Genomic DNA, 15,831 nt, shown 5'->3' with positions numbered 1-15,831 from the left:
TCGTCCGAATCGGAGTATTTCAGAGGCTGACCTCGCAAGCAAGCGTCATGACCATCCGTTCCACCGTGGGTCATGCACGAATCCTGCCAGTTTCGGACAATTCCGGTGCGCGCGGGGGTTTCCTGCACGCGCTGCAATGCTACATGGCCGATCGATGGACACGCCAGAGCCGATCGCCGATGCCGCGCCCCGCGCCGACGCCACCGCCCCGCTGCCGCAGGAAGGCGGGCTGGAGGTGATCTCGATCGCCAAGAGCTACGACAAGCGCGCGGTGCTGACCGACATTTCCCTCACCGTCGGCAAGGGCGAGGTGCTCGGTCTGCTGGGTCCGAACGGCGCGGGCAAGACGACCTGCTTCTATTCGATCATGGGGCTGGTGAAGCCCGACGCGGGCCGCATCCTGATGGACGGCGAGGATGTCACCAACCTGCCGATGTACCGCCGCGCGATCCTCGGCCTCGGTTACCTGCCGCAGGAGACGAGCATCTTCCGCGGGATGACGGTCGAGCAGAACATCAACTGCGTGCTCGAGATGGTCGAGCCCGACAAGGAAACCCGCGCGCAGGAACTGGAGCGGCTGCTCGAGGAGTTCGGCCTGACCAGGCTGCGCGAGAGCGCGGCGATGGCGCTCTCGGGCGGCGAGCGGCGGCGCTGCGAGATCGCTCGCGCACTGGCGGCAAAGCCCTCGATCATGCTGCTCGACGAGCCGTTTGCCGGCATCGACCCGCTCTCGATCAGCGACATCCGCCACCTCGTGCTCGATCTCAAGCAGCGCGGAATCGGGGTGCTGATCACCGATCACAACGTGCGCGAGACACTCGACATCGTCGACCGCGCCTGCATCATCTACGGCGGCCAGGTGCTGTTCGCCGGCACGCCGGAAGACCTCGTCGCCGACGAGAACGTGCGCCGGCTCTATCTGGGCGAGAGTTTTTCGCTTTGACCCTCCGCCGCCCCGCCGTTCGTGCTGAGCTTGTCGAAGCACCGCCTTTCTTCTTTTCCAGCGCAACGCCGAAAGTGAAGTGCGGCCCTTCGACAGGCTCAGGGCGAACGGGATTTTAGGGACGCCCATGGCCCTCGCGCCGCGCCTCGATCTCCGGCAGACGCAGTCGCTGGTGATGACGCCGCAGCTCCAGCAGGCGATCAAGCTGCTGGCACTGTCGAACCTCGAGATCGAGACTTTCATCGGCGAGGCGCTGGAGGCGAACCCGCTGCTGGAGGCGGGCGAGGTCCAGCGCGAGGATGGCGAGACGATCGAACCTGCGGGCGAGGAGCCTGGCGCGGACGCTGCGATGGACGGCAGCGCTGTCGACGGAGAGAGCGCTCTCGACATCGACCCCTCGGCACTCGACCGCGACCGCGATACCGGCGACGGTGAATGGGGCGCCGCCCACGCCTCCGCGCTGTCCGATGACCTGCCCGGCATCGATGAGCGCGGCGGCGACGGTCCCACGCTGGCCGAGCATCTCGAGGAGCAGGTCGGCGCGGCCGCGGGCGACGCGCGCGAGGCTTTCGTCGCCCGGCACCTGATCGGTCTGCTCGACGAGGCCGGCTATCTCGCGGCCGACTTGCGCGACGTGGCGGGCGAGCTCGGCATTCCGCTGGCGGAGGCCGAACGCGCGCTCGCGGTCGTGCAGTCGCTCGACCCGACCGGCGTCGGTGCGCGCTCCCTGGGCGAATGCCTCGCCCTCCAGGCGCAGGAAGCCGATCGCTACGATCCGTGCATGGCGCGGCTGATCGACAACCTCGACCTCGTCGCGCGCGGCGAGTTCGCGCGGCTCAAGCGCATGTGCGATGTCGACGACGAGGATTTCGCGGAGATGCTCGCCGAGCTGCGCGGCTACGATCCCAAGCCCGGCTGCCGCTTCGGCGGCGCTGCGGAAAGCGCGGTGGTGCCCGACATTCTCGTCACCCGGGCCAAGGACGGCGGTTGGGACATCGCGCTCAACGAAGAGACGCTGCCGCGGCTGGTTGTCAATCGCGCCTACTATCTTGAGCTGCGGCAGGGCTGTCCGGGCAAGGCCGCCCAGTCATGGCTGGGGGAAAAGCTCGCCGATGCCAACTGGCTGATCCGCGCGCTCGACCAGCGGCAGAAGACGATTCTCAGGACCGCCGCCGAGATCGTGAAGAAGCAGGAAGGCTTCTTCCGCCGCGGCGTCTCCGAGCTGCGGCCGCTCACCCTGCGCGACGTGGCCGAATCGATCGAGATGCACGAGAGCACGGTCAGCCGGGTGACCAGCAACAAGTACCTGCACTGCGACCGCGGCACCTTCGAGCTGAAGTACTTCTTCACCAGCGGCGTCGGCAGCGCCGACGGCGAGGGCGCGAGCTCGCAGGCGGTGAAGGCGCGGATCAAGGCGCTGATCGATGCGGAGGACGCGAAGAAGATCCTCTCGGACGACACGCTGGTCGACCTGCTCAAGGCCGAAGGGTTCGACATCGCCCGCCGCACGGTCGCCAAGTACCGCGAGGCGATGGGGATCGGCAGTTCGGTCCAGCGGCGGCGGCAGAAGAGGCTGGCCGCCGGCGGATGAAACACTTGCTGTCGGTTGGTTTAGATCATGTTAACCTTTTCCATTCATACCTTGTGTGGTTAATATCGGGCTACACCTTCAGGCGGGGCGCTGCGGCCCGGGCGAGGGTAAAAGGGGGATACCCATGCGCGTACTGTTGATCGAGGACGAGCCGACCACGGCGAAGGCCATCGAGCTGATGCTGACGACTGAAGGGTTCAACGTCTATTCGACCGATCTCGGCGAAGAGGGCCTGGATCTCGGCAAGCTCTACGATTACGACATCATCCTGCTCGATCTGAACCTGCCCGACATGCACGGGTACGACGTGCTCAAGAAGCTGCGCGTCGCCAAAGTGCAGACGCCGGTTCTGATCCTGTCGGGCATTTCGGAGATGGACAGCAAGATTCGCAGCTTCGGCTTCGGCGCCGACGATTACGTGACCAAGCCGTTCCACCGCGAAGAGCTGATCGCGCGCATCCATGCGGTCGTCCGCCGCAGCAAGGGTCACAGCCAGTCGGTCATCCGCACCGGCAAGCTGGCGGTCAATCTCGACGCCAAGACGGTCGAGGTTGACGGCGCCCGCGTGCACCTGACGGGCAAGGAATATGCGATGCTCGAGCTGCTTTCGCTGCGCAAGGGCACGACGCTGACCAAGGAAATGTTCCTCAACCACCTTTACGGCGGGATGGACGAGCCCGAGCTCAAGATCATCGACGTGTTCATCTGCAAGCTGCGCAAGAAGCTCAGCCACGCCTGCGGCGGCGAGAACTACATCGAAACCGTGTGGGGCCGCGGCTACGTGCTGCGCGATCCCGAGAGTCAGGCGGAAGCCGCGTAGCTTGTTTTTCGCACGCGCATCCGCGCGTGCGTCCTCGGCGCTGTTCCCTCCCCCCGGATCAAGTCCGGGGTACGGGGCGCCTGCGGGCGGGCGGTCGCCCTTGCGGCCCGCTGGTCGCGGACCGGGATTTTGATCTGCTGGTTTTTGCGGTGACCGGACTTGATCCTCCCCATTTTGCGTCAGCCAAATGGGGAGGTGGCAGACGCTGCAGGCGTCTGACGGAGAGGCATTGGTCCGCATACCCCCTCCACCACGAGCCGCTTCGCGTCTCGCGGTCCCCCTCCCCATTTGCGCCTGCGGCGAAAATAGGGAGGATCTTTTCAGGACATTCCGGCCTCTCAACGCGCGTGCGCCGACCAACACCCATCCCGCGCTTTTCTTCGCGGGGGCGTAGCATTTTCCCACTCGCCAGCGTGCATCGACGGTTCTAGCGGCGCGATATATCGGCGGCAGAAAGGCCTCCCGCGATGGAACTGTTCGGGATAGACCTCACGGGCCTCCTGCCCTTTATCGCGATCGGCTTCGCCGCGCAGCTCGTCGACGGCGCGCTCGGCATGGCGTTCGGGGTGATCACCAACACGATGCTGGTCGGCGTGCTCGGCCTGCCACCGGCGCAGGCTTCGCAGCGGGTCCACGTGGTCGAGTGCTTCACCACCGCGACCAGCGGCATCAGCCACCTGCTGCACGGCAACATCGACAAGCGGCTCTTCTTTCGCCTCCTGATCCCCGGCGTGATCGGCGGCGTGACGGGCGCCTACCTGCTGACCTCGATCGATGCTTCGGTGATCAAGCCCTTCGTGCTGGCCTATCTCGCCGGGATGGGCCTCTACCTGCTCGTGCGCGGCCTGCTCTATCCCCCGAAGGTGCGCGAGGCCAAGCGGGTCGCGCCGCTCGGCCTGATCGGCGGCTTCCTCGACGCAGCCGGCGGCGGCGGCTGGGGGCCAATCGTGACCTCCAACCTGCTCATCCAGGGCGCCGAGCCGCGCAAGGTCGTGGGCACGGTGAGCGCGGTCGAATTCTTCCTGACGGTGACCATCTCGGCGGCCTTCATCTTCCACCTCGGCGTTGCCGACCTCGCGGGGGCCACGCTCGGCCTGCTGATCGGCGGCATCGCCGCGGCCCCGCTCGGCGCATTCGCGGCGAAGTACTTCAGCCCCAAGCTCATGCTGATCATGGTCGGCGCCGCGCTGACGGTGACCAGCGCCTACGGGATCTACACGGCGCTTTCCTGACGCCTTTCCCTCCTCACCGCACCCCGCTATCGGGCGCGGCATGACCGCGAACAAGCCCGGCGATCCAACCACGCTCAACCGGCTCTACGGCCGCAGCCAGGGCAAGCCGCTGCGCAAGGGGCAAGCGGAGCTGGTCGAGAAGCTGTTGCCGCAGATCGCGGTGCCGGCCGAGGGCCCGGTGACGGCGGAGCGGCTGTTCGGCCACGACCGTCCGCTCCACTTTGAGATCGGCTTCGGCGGCGGCGAGCATCTCGCCTATCGCGCCGATCTGCTGCCCGACCACGGCTTCATCGGCGCCGAGCCGTTCATCAACGGCGTCGCGCAGGCGCTCGTCCACGTGCGCGACGGCGGGCTTGCCAACGTGCGCCTGCACCACGGCGATGCACTGGAGGTGCTCTCGCGCATCCCCGACGGGTCGCTGACGATGCTCTACCTGCTCCACCCGGATCCCTGGCCCAAGGCGCGCCACGCCAAGCGGCGGATGATGAACGACGGCCCGGTCGAGATGATCGCCGCCAAGCTGAAACCGGGCGGCGAGTTCCGCTTCGGCACCGACCACCCGGTCTACCTGCGCCACGCGCTGATGGTCATGCGCCGCCATACCGACGCGTTCGAGTGGGTCGTCGACGGCCCCGAAAGCTGGCAGAACCGCCCGAGCGGCTGGTGCGAGACCCGCTACGAAGCCAAGGCCCGCAACGTCTACGACCACGAGGTCTGGTACTTCCGCTATCGGCGGCGGTGACTTGCGGCGGCCGGCAAGGCACTGCCACGCGGCCGGGACGCGGCGCCAAGATTCTGCTATCGGTGGAGCGACCGACTGGAGAGAGACATCATGCTGGACCTGCGCCCCCTCAAGCTCCTCGCGGCGGCCGCCCTGCTGATCCCCGCCGCGGCAATGGCCCACCACGGGTGGAACTGGACCGAGGAGAAGGAAAGCCGCCTCTCGGGCACGATTGTGTCGATCGACTACGGCAACCCGCACACCAGCCTCGAGTTGCGCAATGCGCAAGGGGTGTGGGAGGTTGATCTCGCCCCGCCTTCGGCCTCGACCAGAGCGGGCTTCGTGAAAGGCGTGGCCAAGCCTGGCGACAGGGCCGTGCTCACCGGCCATCGCTCGCGCGACGCCGGCGAGCTCGCGTTCAAGGCCGAGACGATCACGGTGAACGGCAAGACCTACGACGTCTATCCGAACCGCCCCAAGACGCTGAAACCGGCGGGCTGATCCGCACGCAATGATCGACGCGGCGCTCGCGTGGCTCGAGGCTTCGCCCATGGCCGAAGCGCTTGCGGCCTCGCGTTATATCTATCCGCTGGTCAACGCCGCGCACATCCTCGGGCTGGCGACGCTGTTCGGATCGATCCTCTCGCTCGATCTCAGGCTGCTCGGCGCGTTTTCGGCGATACCGGCGCGGCCCCTCGCCCTCGTCCTTCCCCGCATAGCCGCATCGGGCCTCGCACTCGCGGTGCTGACCGGGTTCCTGCTCTTCACGGTCGAGCCGCTCGACTACGCGGCCAACACCGCCTTCCTCAGCAAAGTATCGCTGGTCGGCCTCGGCACCGCGCACGCGGTCCTGGTCCACCGCAGCACGGCGTGGAAGGCGCTCGTCCGCGACGACGCGCCGATCGGCAGGCGCTTGCGCAGCTCCGCGGCGCTGTCGATCGCGCTGTGGGCGGCCGCGATCCTCGCCGGCCGCCTGATCGCCTTCTGAAGCGCCGTCAGCCCACCACACCGGCCGCGGCCAGCACGGCCAGGGTGAGCACGTCGGGCGCGATGGCGGTCATCGGGGCGATCTGGACCGGCTTTTCCATGCCGATCAGCATCGGGCCGATCGTCGCGTCGCCGGCCAGTTCGCGCAGCAGCTTGGCCGAGAGATTGGCCGATTGCAGGCCCGGCATGATCAGCACGTTGGCCGGGCCCGACAGGCGGCTGAACGGGTAGAGCTCCATGACCTTGGGATTGAGCGCGGCGTCGGGCGCCATCTCGCCTTCGTACTCGAACGGCGGGTTCTCGGCATCGAGGATCGCCACCGCCTCGCGGATATTGCCCAGCCACTGCCCCGGCGGATTGCCGAAAGTCGAGTAGGAGAGGAACGCGACGCGCGGCTCGTGCCCCATGCGCCGGGCGACCGCTGCGGTCTCGCGGGCGATGTGCGCGAGTTGCTCCGCCGTCGGCCGTTCGTTGATCGTCGTGTCGGCAAGGAAAGTCGTGTGGTTCTTGCCGACCATCATGTGCACACCGAACGGCACCTGCCCCGGCTTCGGATCGAGCACCAGGTTCACCTCGCGCGCGGTCTGCGAGAAGGTGCGCGTGAGGCCGGAGATCATCGCATCGCCGTGGCCGAGCGCGACCAGCAGCGCGGCGAATACGTTGCGCTCCTGGTTGACCATGCGGCGCACGTCGCGCTCGGTCCGCCCTTTGCGCTGCAGCCGCTGGTACAGGTACTCGACCATCTGCGGGACGAGCTCGGAATCGGCCGAGTTCTGGATCTCCCACTCGCCGGGATCGTCCACCTGCAGCTCGATCAGCTTCTCCCGCACCTTCTCGGTCCGCCCCACGAGCACCGGCGTGCCGTAGCCGAAGTCGCGGAACTGGATCGCCGCGCGCAGCGCCACGTCTTCCTCCGCCTCGGCGAAGACCACGCGCTTCGGATTGGCGCGCGCCAGCTCGTAGGTGTTGGTCAGCGCCGAGGTCGTCGGGTTGAGCCGCGCCTTCAGCGACATCCGGTAGGCGTGCATGTCCTCGATCGGCGCGAGCGCGACGCCGGTGTCCATCGCCGCCTGCGCCACGGCGGAGGAGACGACTTCCATCAGCCGCGGATCGAACGGCGCGGGGATGATGTAGTCGGTCCCGAAGGCGTGATTCTTGCCGTAGGCGGCGGCAACCTCATCAGGCACGCGTTCGCGCGCAAGCTCGGCGATGGCGCGGGCGGCGGCGATCTTCATCTCCTCGTTGATCGCGGTCGCCTGCACGTCGAGCGCACCGCGGAAGATGAAGGGGAAGCCGAGCACGTTGTTGACTTGGTTCGGAAAGTCGCTGCGGCCGGTGGCGATGATCGCATCGGGGCGAACGGCCTTGGCCTCGTCGGGCATGATCTCGGGCACCGGATTGGCCATCGCGAAGATGATCGGCTGCTTGGCCATCCCGTCGACCCATTCGGGCTTGAGCGCACCGGCGGCGGAGAGGCCGAGGAAGATATCGGCGCCGACCAGCGCTTCCTCGAGGCTGCGCGCCTCGGTGTCGACCGCGTGGGCGCTCTTCCACTGGTCCATCGAGTCCGTGCGGCCGCGATAGATCGGGCCCGACCGGTCGCAGACGATCACGTGATCGTGCGGCACGCCGATCGCCTTGATCAGCGCGGTGCAGGCGAGCGCCGAAGCGCCCGCGCCGTTGACCACCATCCGCACGTCCTTGAAATCACGCCCGGTCAGGTAACAGGCGTTGATCAGGCCCGCGGCGGCGATGATCGCCGTGCCGTGCTGGTCGTCGTGCATGACCGGAATGTTCATCCGCTCGCGCAGGGCCTGCTCGATGATGAAGCACTCGGGCGCCTTGATGTCTTCCAGGTTGATCCCGCCGAAGCTCGGCTCCATCAGCGCGACCGCCTCGATGAACTTCTCCGGATCCTCCGTGTCGAGCTCGATGTCGATCGAATCGACGTCGGCGAAGCGCTTGAACAGCACCGCCTTGCCTTCCATCACCGGCTTGGAGGCGAGCGCGCCAAGATTGCCGAGGCCGAGGATCGCGGTGCCGTTGGAAATCACGGCGACGAGGTTCGAACGCGCAGTATAGCGCGCCGCGTTGGCCGGATCCTCGGCGATCGCTTCCACCGGCGCCGCGACGCCCGGCGAATAGGCCAGGCTGAGGTCGCGCTGGGTTGCCATCGGCTTCGAGGCGATGATCTCGATCTTACCCGGCCGGATCGTCTCGTGGTAGAAAAGCGCCTCGCGCGCGGTGAAGCTCGCCTGTTTTTCCTCGGCCAAAGTGCGTGTCTCCTGAACTGTGGCGCCCCTTAAACACACTCGCCGCGCGAGCGGTAGGGGAAAGGCGCCCCGCTCCCCTTCCCGAATCGCCGGGGGCGGCGCTAGGCCCCTGCGCATGGCGGGCAAGTCGACCCCGATGATGGAGCAGTACCATGCGCTGAAGCGCGAGGCCGAAGGGTGCCTGCTGTTCTACCGCATGGGCGACTTCTTCGAGCTGTTCTTCGACGACGCGCGCCAGGCCGCCACGATCCTCGACATCGCGCTGACCACGCGCGGCGAACACGGCGGCGAGGCCGTGCCGATGTGCGGCGTGCCGGTTCATTCGGCCGAGGGCTATCTCGCGCGGCTGATCAAGGCCGGCTGCCGCGTCGCGATCGCCGAGCAGGTCGAGACGCCCGAGGAGGCGAAGAAGCGCGGCGGCTCGAAGGCGCTGGTGCGGCGCGACATCGTGCGCTTCGTCACTGCCGGAACGCTGACCGAGGAAGCGCTGCTCGAACCGCGGCGCGCGAACGTCCTCGTCGCGGCATGCGAACTGCGCGGCATGATCGGCATTGCCGCCGTCGACATCTCGACCGGGCGGATGGAGCTAGAGGAATGTGCCGCCGACCGGCTTGGCGCCGCGCTCGCCCGTCTCGGCCCGAGCGAAGTCGTCGCGCCCGAGGACTGGGACGCGAGGCCTGCCGACGCGATCGAACGGGCCCGGCAGGACTTCGCCAGCGAGGGGGGCGAAGCGCGGCTCAAGGCGGTACACGGGGTCGCGACGCTCGACGGGTTCGGCGCGTTCACGCGGCCGATGCTGGCGGCGGCAGGCGGCCTGCTCGCCTATCTCGACCATGCGGGGCGCGGCACGATGCCGCTGCTCCTGCCGCCGGTCGCGCGCGAGAGCGATTCGGCCATGGCGATGGACGAGGCGACCCGGGCCAGCTTGGAAATCCTCGAGGCGCAGCGCGGCGGGCGGCAGGGCAGCCTGATCGCGGCGATCGACCGCTGCGCGACCGGCGCGGGCGCGCGGCAACTGGCGGACGACCTCGCCGCCCCGCTGACCGACCGCGAGGCGATCGAGGCGCGGCTGGCGCTGGTCGGCTGGCTCCATGCCGATCCGCTGCTACGCGCCGACTTGCGCGAGGTCCTGCGCGCCCTGCCCGACATCGGCCGCGCGCTCGGCCGGATCGTCGCCGGGCGCGGATCCCCACGCGATCTCGGCCAGGTGCGCGACGGTCTCGCCGAAGCGCGACGGATTCGCGATCATCTGCAGGGCGAGCCCGACCGGCCCGCCCTGCTCGAACGCCTGCTGCCGGCCATGGGCGGCCACGGCGCGCTGGTCGACCTGCTCCAGCGCGCGCTCGTGCCCGCGCCGCCGACCGAGCGGCAGAACGGCGGATTCATCGCCGAAGGCTACGACGCCGCGCTCGACGAGCTGCGGCAGACGTCGGGCAACGCCCGCCGCGCGATCGCCGCGCTCGAGGGGCGCTACCGCGAGGAAACCGGGATCGCCGCGCTCAAGATCAAGCACAACGGCGTGCTCGGCTACTTCATCGAAGTGCCCGCCAAGCACGCCGACGCGCTGATGGCCTCGGACAGCGGCTTCACCCACCGCCAGACCATGGCCGGCGCGGTGCGCTTCAACTCGCTCGGCCTGCACGAGGAAGCCGCGCGGATTGTCGAAGCGGGCGGCCACGCACTGGCAGCCGAGGAGGCGCACTTCGAAGAACTCACCGCCGCCGTCATCGACGCGCGCGAGGCGATCGCAGCGACCGCGACCGCCCTTGCCCGGCTCGACGTAGCGGCCGGCAATGCCGAGCGCGCGGCCGAGGGCGACTGGTGCCGGCCGGAGATCCTGGAGGACCGCTGCCTCGAGATCGTCGGCGGCCGCCACCCCGTGGTCGAGCAGGCGCTGGCGAAAGGCGGCGAGCGCTTCGTCGCCAACGACTGCCGGCTCGATGATCAGGACAGGCTGTGGCTGATCGGGGGGCCCAACATGGGCGGCAAGTCGACCTTCCTGCGGCAGAACGCGCTGATCGTGCTGCTGGCGCAGGCCGGCTGCTTCGTGCCCGCTGCAGCGGCGCGGGTCGGACTGGTCGACCGCCTGTTCAGCCGCGTCGGCGCGTCTGACAACCTCGCGCGCGGCCGGTCGACCTTCATGGTCGAGATGGTCGAGACCGCCGCGATCCTGTCGCAGGCGACGGAGCGCAGCTTCGTGATCCTCGACGAAGTCGGCCGCGGTACCTCGACGTACGACGGCCTCGCGCTCGCCTGGGCGGTGGTCGAGGCGGTGCACGAGACCAACCGCTGCCGCTGCCTCTTCGCGACGCACTACCACGAGCTGTCGCGGCTGGCGGAGACCTGCGAGGCGCTCAGCCTCCACCACGTCCGCGCGCGCGAGTGGAAGGGCGATCTGGTACTGCTGCACGAACTGGCGCAGGGGCCGGCGGACCGCAGCTACGGGCTTGCCGTGGCACGCCTGGCGGGCGTGCCCGACGCGGTCGTGGCGCGTGCGAAGTCGGTCCTCGACCGGCTGGAGAAAGGGCGCGCCGAAACCGGCGGTCTCGCCGCGGGGCTCGGCGATCTGCCGCTGTTCGCCGCGGCCAGCGCCGTGCAGGAGGAACGCCGCGACACCCTGCGCGACCGCTTGCGGGAGCTCGACGTCGATGCGCTCTCCCCCCGCGATGCGCTCGATGCGCTCTATACGCTCAAGCAGGACGCGGCCTCCACCGAACCTTAAGCATTCGCGTTCATGCTCTCCCGCGCAATGTATTTCGACCCGTTCCGCAACAAATGGGCGGCGCTCGCCCTCGCCGGTCTGATCCTGCTCGCCGCTGCCGCGCTCGTCGGTAGTGAGGACAGCGGCGGGCTGCTCGACCGGATGGCCGACCGGCAGCGCGCGGGCGATTCGGAACCCCCCGGGCCGAGCGAGATGCCCGAACGCGTGCCGCCGCCGGCGCTTGCCCCGCCGGAGGGCGAGTTCAGCGAGCCGATCGATGGGGGAAGCTTCACACCCGATTCGGAGCTGATCGATGCTGCCGAAGGGTTCGACGCCGGCCCGATGATCATTTCCGAGGCCCCGGACGAGAACCCGGTTCTTGAAGCGGAGGAGGAGGTCTCTATGCTCCCCTACGATGTCGAAGGATCAGGATCGTAGCGAACTCGCGGTCGAGCGGACCAAGTACGCCGAAGATCGCAACATCATGGCGATGGAGCGGACCTTCGCCGGATGGATCCGCACGGCTTTCGCCGCGATCGGCATCGGCGTCGCGTTTCATGCGCTGTTCGGAGAGCTCGAGCCGCCGTGGCTCGCGAAGGCGATCGCGACGCTGTTCATCGCCGCGGGGGGCGCGCTGGCATTCTCGGCACAGCGGCGCGCGCGGCACACGATGTCGCAGCTCCACGCCCACTCGTTCGAACGGGCAACTTCCCCTAACTTCCGGCTACTTGCTTTCGCAGTGATCCTCGGCTCGGCGATCCTGATCGCCGGGCTGTGGATCCTCAACGACGGGGACATTTCGGGCTAGCGGGATACTAGGTCCCGTCGCCGCGCAGCCCGTCGGGCTTGTGCGCCTTGCCGTACTTGTCGACGTTGTCGTCGTGGTTCGGCTCGCCGCGGTAGGCGTCCATGTCGATCCGGCCCGAGCTTTCCATGTCGCGCATGCGGTCAACCATGTCCTGGGTCGAATCGTTCATCAGGCCGCTGGAGTTGTCGTCCTTCTCGCTTTCCGTCGGACTGCGTTCGGAAGGCTCCATCGCCTCGTCCGCGACTTCCTGGGTCTGCGAGCGGTGATCGTCCTGCTCGTCGTTGTGCGTCTCGGGCGCGAGGTCGGCCTGGCGCTCTTCCTGGCTCTTCACGGGTTTGTCGGCCATGCGAAATTCTCCTTCGCATGGCCAACGGCGGCGCGTGCCGGCCGTTCCTCCGTTCAGCGCGTGGGAACGGGCTCCTCGCCCGAATAGTCGTAGAAGCCGCGGCCGGTCTTGCGGCCGAGCCAGCCCGCCTCGACGTACTTCACCAGCAGCGGCGCCGGGCGGTACTTGGGATCGCCGGTGGTCTTGTGGAGCACCTGGATGATCTCGAAACAGGTGTCGAGGCCGACGAAATCCGCAAGCTGCAGCGGGCCCATCGGATGGTTGAGGCCGAGCCGGCAGCCCTTATCGATGTCCTCGATGCTGGCCGTGCCCTGTCCGAGCACGAACACCGCCTCGTTGAGCATCGGCAGGAGGATACGGTTGACGACGAAGCCCGGCTCGTCCTGCGAGAGCACGACTTCCTTGCCCAGCTCCTCCGCGAAGGCGCGCATCCGGGCGGTCGTCTCGTCCGAGGTCGCGAGGCCGGGGATGACCTCGATCAGCCCCATCACGGGCACGGGGTTGAAGAAATGGAGGCCGATGAAGCGCGCGGGGTCGGGCGACCAGTTCGCCATGCGGGTGATCGGGATCGAGCTGGTGTTGCTGGCAAGGATCGCGTCCTGCGCCAGAATCTTGCCCGCCGCTTCGAAGATCGCGCGCTTGATCTCCTCGCGCTCGGTCGCGGCCTCGATGATCAGCTCGGCGTCGGCCATCGCCTCGTAGCCGGCTACCGGCGTGATCCGCGCCAGGGCCGCCTCCGCCTCGGCGGTCTCGATCTTGCCCTTGCTCACGAGTTTGCCGAGCGCGCGGTCGATCCCGCTCTTGGCCTTTTCGGCGACACTCAGTTCGACGTCGGCGAGCAGCACCTGGATTCCGTGCTGCGCGACCGTCTGCGCTATGCCGGAGCCCATCTGGCCCGCCCCGATGATCCCGACCTTTCGCATCGCAAAACCCTTCGCAGTTGCAGCAGAAGGGAGGCTGTTAGCGGCTCGGCGGGACCCTGGCTAGCGGTTGGCGCCGGGCACCCACTTCACGTCGTCCGCCCCGTCCGCGTTGAGCGCACGGGCGAGGACGAAGAGGTAGTCTGACAGGCGATTGATATAGGCGAGCGCCGCGGGATTGGCCGGCTCGCGCTCCGCCAGCGCGGTCATCGCCCGCTCCGCCTCGCGCGCGGAGGCACGGGCGACATGGACGCGCGCCGCCGCTTCGGTGCCGCCGGGGAGAACGAAGCTCCTGAGCGGCTCGAGCCGCGCGTTGATGCGGTCGATCTGGCTCTCCAGCCAGTCGACTTGCGCCTGCACGATCCGCAGCGTCATCTCCGACGGCGCGAAATCCTCGCCCGGCGTGGCGAGATCGGCGCCGAGGTCGAACAGGTCGTTCTGGATGCGGTAGATCGTGTCCGCGTGCTCGCCGCCCTCCAGCGCGACCGCAGCGAGGCCGAGCGCGCTGTTCGCGCTGTCGACTTTGCCGATCGCGGCGATGCGCAGCGAATGCTTGGCCGTGCGCGAGCCGTCGACGAGGCCGGTCGTGCCGTCGTCGCCGGTGCGGGTGTAGATCTTGTTGAGCTTGACCATGCGCTAGGCCGGCACCGCCTAGCTGGAAATGGCGAGCAGGACCGCCACGACCACGACCGCCAGGGCCTGATACTTGATGCGCGCGAACATCATCTTGTTCTGCATCAGCTGCATCTCGGTCGCCCCCCCGGTATCCTCACGCTCGAGGTCCATCTTGGTGCTCTTGAGGAAAGCGACGATGCCGCGCACCAGCGAATAGACGACCAGTCCCATGAGGACGACGAGGACGATGACGAAGAAAGTGGTCATCTGCGTAACCTAGTCACTCGCCGAGCGAAATGCCAGCGGGGAAGCGCCCGGCACGCAGATCGGCCGCGAGGGTGAGGCCGTCCTCGCCCGCCCGGCGGCGGTCGGCCAGCGAAGGCGAATTGCGGCGCTTGGCCAGCTTCCTGCCCTCGCGGTCGAGCAGCAGCGGGTGATGGTGCCAGGTCGGCACGGGCAGGCCGAGCAGCGCCTGGAGCAGGCGGTGGATATGGGTCGCGGCGAACAGATCCCGTCCGCGCGTCACCAGAGTAACGCCGTCGGCCGCATCGTCGAGCGTGGCCGCGAGGTGGTAGCTCGCCGGGGTCTCGCGATCCTTGCGCACCAGCACCACGTCGCCGAGACGCGCCGGATCGGCCTGCTGGACGCCGGCGCATTCGTCGGTCCAGGTCAGCGGGCCGGTGCGCGCGAGAGCCTCCGCCACGTCGAGGCGCCAGGCGGCCGGTTCGCCCGTGTCGACGGCGCGGCCCTTGCAGGTTCCGGGGTAGACCGGCCCTTCGGGTCCGACGGTCTTGGCAGCCGCGGCGATCTCGGCCCGCGTGCAGGTGCAGGGGTAGAGCAGGCCCTCGCCTCGCAGCCGGTCGGCGGCGGCGGTATAGCTCGCCACGCGCGCCGATTGCGGAGCGACCTCGTCCCACTCGAGCCCCAGCCAGGCGAGGTCGGCACGGAATTCCTCCGCGAGCTCCGGCCTGCTGCGCGCCCCGTCGATGTCCTCGATCCTGAGCAGGAAACGCCCGCCGCGCTCCCGGGCGAGATCGTGCGCGACGATCGCCGAAAAGGCGTGCCCGAGATGCAGCGAACCGTTCGGGCTGGGGGCGAACCGGGTGACGATCAGCGAAGGCCTCCGTGGCGCAAATGCCGCGACTCGCGGAAAATGCTTGTGGATTCCGCTCCTGTAACAGTCTTGACGCGTTTTGCGGCAAGTGCTCCCTTCCGACGTATCAGGGAGGACACGCGAAGGTGTTCAAGGCCGAACTGATCGAACGGGCGGCGCGGTTCAGGAGCGCCGAGGAAGATCCGACACGCAGCTTGTCGGCATGCCCCGCGCTCGTCCTCAATGCCGACTTCACGCCGCTCTCGTACTATCCGCTGAGCGTGTGGCCGTGGCAGACCGCGATCAAGGCGATCTTCCTCGACCGGGTGGACGTGGTCGCGACCTACGAACGCGAAGTCCATTCACCCTCGCTCGACATGAAGATCCCGAGCGTGATCGCGCTCAAGCAATACGTGAAGCACTCGGAATTCCCCGCCTTCACCCGCTTCAACGTGTTCCTGCGCGACCGCTTCGCCTGCCAGTACTGCGGCAGCCCCGAGCATCTGACCTTCGACCACGTCGTGCCCCGCCGCCTGGGCGGCAAGACGACCTGGGAGAACATCATCACCGCCTGCGCCCCGTGCAACATGAAGAAGGGCGGCCGCACGCCCCGCCAGGCGCACATGCCGCACGTCAGCCCGATCCGCCCGACAAGCTGGCAGCTGCAGGAACGCGGCAAGGCCTTCCCGCCCAACTACCTCCACGAAACCTGGCGCGACTGGCTCTACTGGGACATCGAGCTGGAGGAATAAGACGGCGTCGGCAGATCGGCACGATCCAT

The 15,831-nt window shown here is 68.2% G+C and carries 17 protein-coding genes; 11 read left to right on the top strand and 6 right to left on the bottom strand.

Features of this window, described 5'->3' with window-relative positions:
• The first annotated feature begins 154 nt into the window (after positions 1-154).
• The 7 genes from lptB to ETX26_RS13820 all read left to right on the top strand — a co-directional run bounded on the left by lptB (position 155) and on the right by ETX26_RS13820 (position 6,295).
• Complete coding sequence (lptB, locus tag ETX26_RS13850) at positions 155-943, top strand: LPS export ABC transporter ATP-binding protein (RefSeq protein ID WP_129525226.1); 789 nt, start codon at positions 155-157, stop codon at positions 941-943.
• A gap of 127 nt (positions 944-1,070) precedes the next feature.
• Positions 1,071-2,534: an RNA polymerase factor sigma-54 gene (gene rpoN / locus ETX26_RS13845; RefSeq protein WP_129525225.1), complete on the top strand. Its 1,464-nt coding sequence runs from the start codon at positions 1,071-1,073 to the stop codon at positions 2,532-2,534.
• Positions 2,535-2,658: 124 nt separating this feature from the next.
• On the top strand, positions 2,659-3,354 hold the full coding sequence (ctrA, locus tag ETX26_RS13840; protein ID WP_119511842.1) for a response regulator transcription factor CtrA: 696 nt from the start codon (positions 2,659-2,661) through the stop codon (positions 3,352-3,354).
• Positions 3,355-3,821: 467 nt separating this feature from the next.
• Positions 3,822-4,586 carry a sulfite exporter TauE/SafE family protein gene (locus ETX26_RS13835; protein ID WP_129525224.1) on the top strand — a complete coding sequence of 255 codons (765 nt, stop codon included), beginning with the start codon at positions 3,822-3,824 and terminating at the stop codon, positions 4,584-4,586.
• Positions 4,587-4,626: 40 nt separating this feature from the next.
• Positions 4,627-5,328: a tRNA (guanine(46)-N(7))-methyltransferase TrmB gene (trmB, locus tag ETX26_RS13830; RefSeq protein WP_129525223.1), complete on the top strand. Its 702-nt coding sequence runs from the start codon at positions 4,627-4,629 to the stop codon at positions 5,326-5,328.
• A 90-nt stretch (positions 5,329-5,418) separates the two neighbouring features.
• On the top strand, positions 5,419-5,808 hold the full coding sequence (locus ETX26_RS13825) for a DUF6152 family protein (RefSeq protein WP_129525222.1): 390 nt from the start codon (positions 5,419-5,421) through the stop codon (positions 5,806-5,808).
• A gap of 49 nt (positions 5,809-5,857) precedes the next feature.
• Complete coding sequence (locus tag ETX26_RS13820) at positions 5,858-6,295, top strand: hypothetical protein (protein WP_225425789.1); 438 nt, start codon at positions 5,858-5,860, stop codon at positions 6,293-6,295.
• Positions 6,296-6,302: 7 nt separating this feature from the next.
• Here ETX26_RS13820 and ETX26_RS13815 read toward each other — a convergent pair whose 3' ends face one another.
• Positions 6,303-8,567 carry an NADP-dependent malic enzyme gene (locus ETX26_RS13815; RefSeq protein ID WP_129525220.1) on the bottom strand — a complete coding sequence of 755 codons (2,265 nt, stop codon included), beginning with the start codon at positions 8,565-8,567 and terminating at the stop codon, positions 6,303-6,305.
• Between the two features lie 115 nt (positions 8,568-8,682).
• On the opposite strand from ETX26_RS13815, the gene mutS reads away from it, so the two are divergent.
• Genes mutS through ETX26_RS13800 form a run of 3 tightly spaced genes read left to right on the top strand, consistent with a single transcriptional unit; the run spans position 8,683 to position 12,076 of the window.
• Positions 8,683-11,289: a DNA mismatch repair protein MutS gene (mutS, locus tag ETX26_RS13810; protein WP_191984724.1), complete on the top strand. Its 2,607-nt coding sequence runs from the start codon at positions 8,683-8,685 to the stop codon at positions 11,287-11,289.
• 12 nt (positions 11,290-11,301) lie between these two features.
• The gene (locus ETX26_RS13805) at positions 11,302-11,706 is read left to right on the top strand and encodes a hypothetical protein (protein ID WP_129525219.1); all 405 of its coding nucleotides are present in this window, start codon (positions 11,302-11,304) and stop codon (positions 11,704-11,706) included.
• A complete protein-coding gene (locus tag ETX26_RS13800; RefSeq protein WP_129525218.1) occupies positions 11,684-12,076 on the top strand; it encodes a YidH family protein in 393 nt (130 codons plus the stop codon). Before ETX26_RS13805 ends, ETX26_RS13800 begins: the two co-directional genes overlap by 23 nt.
• Before the next feature lie 7 nt (positions 12,077-12,083).
• Here the strand turns inward: ETX26_RS13800 and ETX26_RS13795 are convergent, their stop codons facing one another.
• From ETX26_RS13795 to gluQRS, 5 genes are read right to left on the bottom strand one after another with little or no spacing between them, the layout of a single operon-like run.
• Entirely contained in the window at positions 12,084-12,422 is a 339-nt protein-coding gene (locus ETX26_RS13795) for a hypothetical protein (RefSeq protein WP_129525217.1), read from the bottom strand.
• 53 nt (positions 12,423-12,475) lie between these two features.
• The gene (locus ETX26_RS13790) at positions 12,476-13,345 is read right to left on the bottom strand and encodes a 3-hydroxybutyryl-CoA dehydrogenase (protein ID WP_129525216.1); all 870 of its coding nucleotides are present in this window, start codon (positions 13,343-13,345) and stop codon (positions 12,476-12,478) included.
• A 60-nt stretch (positions 13,346-13,405) separates the two neighbouring features.
• Positions 13,406-13,975, bottom strand: coding sequence for a cob(I)yrinic acid a,c-diamide adenosyltransferase (locus ETX26_RS13785; protein ID WP_129525215.1), 570 nt, complete (start codon positions 13,973-13,975; stop codon positions 13,406-13,408).
• An 18-nt stretch (positions 13,976-13,993) separates the two neighbouring features.
• Positions 13,994-14,224: an HIG1 domain-containing protein gene (locus ETX26_RS13780; protein WP_129525214.1), complete on the bottom strand. Its 231-nt coding sequence runs from the start codon at positions 14,222-14,224 to the stop codon at positions 13,994-13,996.
• Positions 14,225-14,237: 13 nt separating this feature from the next.
• Complete coding sequence (gene gluQRS / locus ETX26_RS13775) at positions 14,238-15,071, bottom strand: tRNA glutamyl-Q(34) synthetase GluQRS (RefSeq protein WP_129525213.1); 834 nt, start codon at positions 15,069-15,071, stop codon at positions 14,238-14,240.
• A 125-nt stretch (positions 15,072-15,196) separates the two neighbouring features.
• Here gluQRS and ETX26_RS13770 point away from each other — a divergent pair, with 125 nt between their 5' ends.
• Complete coding sequence (locus ETX26_RS13770) at positions 15,197-15,802, top strand: HNH endonuclease (RefSeq protein ID WP_129525212.1); 606 nt, start codon at positions 15,197-15,199, stop codon at positions 15,800-15,802.
• Positions 15,803-15,831 lie beyond the last annotated feature (29 nt).

The sequence above is a fragment of the Pelagerythrobacter rhizovicinus genome, from assembly GCF_004135625.1.
GTDB lineage: Bacteria > Pseudomonadota > Alphaproteobacteria > Sphingomonadales > Sphingomonadaceae > Pelagerythrobacter > Pelagerythrobacter rhizovicinus.
The sequence above is the reverse complement of the archived record's forward strand: the minus strand, read 5'-3'. Positions and strand labels throughout refer to the sequence as shown.

Excerpts from the sequence above, each read along its gene's own strand:
- lptB (WP_129525226.1), top strand. The coding sequence starts at position 155 with ATGGACACGCCAGAGCCGATCGCCGATGCCGCGCCCCGCGCCGACGCC.
- rpoN (WP_129525225.1), top strand. The coding sequence starts at position 1,071 with ATGGCCCTCGCGCCGCGCCTCGATCTCCGGCAGACGCAGTCGCTGGTG.
- ctrA (WP_119511842.1), top strand. The coding sequence starts at position 2,659 with ATGCGCGTACTGTTGATCGAGGACGAGCCGACCACGGCGAAGGCCATC.
- ETX26_RS13835 (WP_129525224.1), top strand. The coding sequence starts at position 3,822 with ATGGAACTGTTCGGGATAGACCTCACGGGCCTCCTGCCCTTTATCGCG.
- trmB (WP_129525223.1), top strand. The coding sequence starts at position 4,627 with ATGACCGCGAACAAGCCCGGCGATCCAACCACGCTCAACCGGCTCTAC.
- ETX26_RS13825 (WP_129525222.1), top strand. The coding sequence starts at position 5,419 with ATGCTGGACCTGCGCCCCCTCAAGCTCCTCGCGGCGGCCGCCCTGCTG.
- ETX26_RS13820 (WP_225425789.1), top strand. The coding sequence starts at position 5,858 with ATGGCCGAAGCGCTTGCGGCCTCGCGTTATATCTATCCGCTGGTCAAC.
- mutS (WP_191984724.1), top strand. The coding sequence starts at position 8,683 with ATGGCGGGCAAGTCGACCCCGATGATGGAGCAGTACCATGCGCTGAAG.
- ETX26_RS13805 (WP_129525219.1), top strand. The coding sequence starts at position 11,302 with ATGCTCTCCCGCGCAATGTATTTCGACCCGTTCCGCAACAAATGGGCG.
- ETX26_RS13800 (WP_129525218.1), top strand. The coding sequence starts at position 11,684 with ATGTCGAAGGATCAGGATCGTAGCGAACTCGCGGTCGAGCGGACCAAG.
- ETX26_RS13795 (WP_129525217.1), bottom strand. The coding sequence starts at position 12,422 with ATGGCCGACAAACCCGTGAAGAGCCAGGAAGAGCGCCAGGCCGACCTC.
- ETX26_RS13790 (WP_129525216.1), bottom strand. The coding sequence starts at position 13,345 with ATGCGAAAGGTCGGGATCATCGGGGCGGGCCAGATGGGCTCCGGCATA.
- ETX26_RS13785 (WP_129525215.1), bottom strand. The coding sequence starts at position 13,975 with ATGGTCAAGCTCAACAAGATCTACACCCGCACCGGCGACGACGGCACG.
- ETX26_RS13780 (WP_129525214.1), bottom strand. The coding sequence starts at position 14,224 with ATGACCACTTTCTTCGTCATCGTCCTCGTCGTCCTCATGGGACTGGTC.